General features: G+C 72.7%; 1 protein-coding gene and 1 pseudogene. Both read right to left on the bottom strand.

Annotated elements, in window-relative coordinates; all coding sequences use genetic code 11:
• The coding region (locus tag G6027_RS13730; RefSeq protein ID WP_346995739.1) for a DUF6541 family protein at positions 1-830 on the bottom strand (830 nt) is incomplete at its 3' end.
• Between the two features lie 77 nt (positions 831-907).
• Positions 908-1,695, bottom strand: a pseudogene (locus G6027_RS13725) (hypothetical protein); the annotation flags it as partial.

Genomic DNA, 1,695 nt, shown 5'->3' with positions numbered 1-1,695 from the left:
ACGACCGCGGCCACCAGCCCCGCGAGCCCGTTGGCCACCCCGGACGGGGTCGCGGCCACCATCACCTCGACGAACGGCAGCCCGGGGAACAGCGGGGTGGCCATCGCGGCGACGGCCGCCGAGGTGGCGACGGCCGGGCGGGAGAACCGCCGATGGGTGATGAGCCAGGCGAGCGCGGCCACTCCGAGCGGGAACGCCATCGCCATGGTGCCGATCTGCACCAGGTTGTAGGCCTCGACCGCACCGATGCCGCGCAGCCCCATGACCAGGGCGGCGACCGCGTGCCAGGTGCTCGGGTAGTAGAGGGTGGCCCCGTTCTCCGGGTACCGCAGCTCGCCCGCCTGGTCGGGGGACGCCAGGCCCGTGTCGTGGATGAACCGGAGGTAGTTGGCGTGCCAGTGGGCGTCCCAGCCCTGGAAGACGTTCGCGGTGCCGCCCGGGGTCGCGGAGAGCTCGGTGAGGATCATCTGTCCGATCAGCCACGCGCTCACTACGACCGACGCGGCCGGCAGCAGCCACCACCACGAGCGGCGTGGGCGGGAGCGCCGGCTGTCGCTGTCCCGCCCGCGACGGCGACGCCAGAACCACAGCGTCCCGGAGATGAGCAGCCCCACCAGCCCGACGATCACCGCGGTGACCGCGGTGGCGACCGCATACGCACCCAGGGACCACAGCACACCCGACCGGCCGTACGCATAGGTGGCGATCGTGATGATGCCCGCGGACACGGGGATCGACGTGCCCACCGCCAACCGGAGCGGGAGCCGCGCGGCCAGTCCCACGATCAGCCCGGGGACCACGAGGAGTGCGGTGAGGGTCAGCATGACCATCGCGATGTCGATGACCTGCCTCCGTCCCTGTCGTCCTCATCCGATCCGACCATTATGGGCCACCCGCCCCGCGGCACTCAGCGCGGCACGAGGACTCCGACCGGTCCGCTGCCGATGCACAGCTCCGAGACTCCCCCGCGTGGGGAGACGGTCAGCCCCGTTCCCCCTCCCTCGATCCGGACGAAGACCGTTCCCAGGCCCGCCGACACCGGCACCGTCTCCCCGGCGCCCTCGTCGAGGCGGACGTCCACCTCACCGTCCGCGTCGGCGAAGAGATTGAGCTGGACAAGCCAGTCCCGGTCGATCAGGGGGCCGTCGAGCGGGATCCGGGCACCGCCCCCGGAGACCCGGTACCCGCAGTCGGGCTCCGGCCCCTGGGGGATCGTCCGTAGCGCCGCGACCTCGGCCGGATGAAGGGTGCCGATGGCGTCGATCACGACCGGATCAGTAGTCCACGCGGCCACCGGCGGGATCCCGGGAACACCCGCGAGCAACGACGAGAGCCGGTGGGCCGGTGCAGTGACGGGGAGGAGGACCTCGAGCGGGAGATCTTGGTCGAGCAGGGGGGCGCTCCGGTCACGCAGGGCCTCGAGCAGGGGGAGGGCGTAGTCGCGGGAGGGTTGTTCGGCCCACGTCGTCCGGTAGGTGAGGGTCGAGACCGCCGAGGAGGCGAGCAGCGCGACGAGCGCCACCACGCCCGCCGGCACCATCCTGCGCCCGGTCGTGGAGGTACCCCGTCGTGGCGCCGACAACGCCAGCGCCGCGGCGGCGCCCAGGACCAGCGGGAACTCGGCGTGGTATCGGAGGGTCTGCATGATCTCGGCCGCGGTGTCCGGCCCCGCACGCCCCGCGGCGACCAGTGCCA

Origin of the sequence: Dietzia sp. SLG310A2-38A2 (assembly GCF_014145095.1) — a bacterium.
GTDB lineage: Bacteria > Actinomycetota > Actinomycetes > Mycobacteriales > Mycobacteriaceae > Dietzia.
This window is presented reverse-complemented; position numbering and strand designations above follow the sequence as displayed.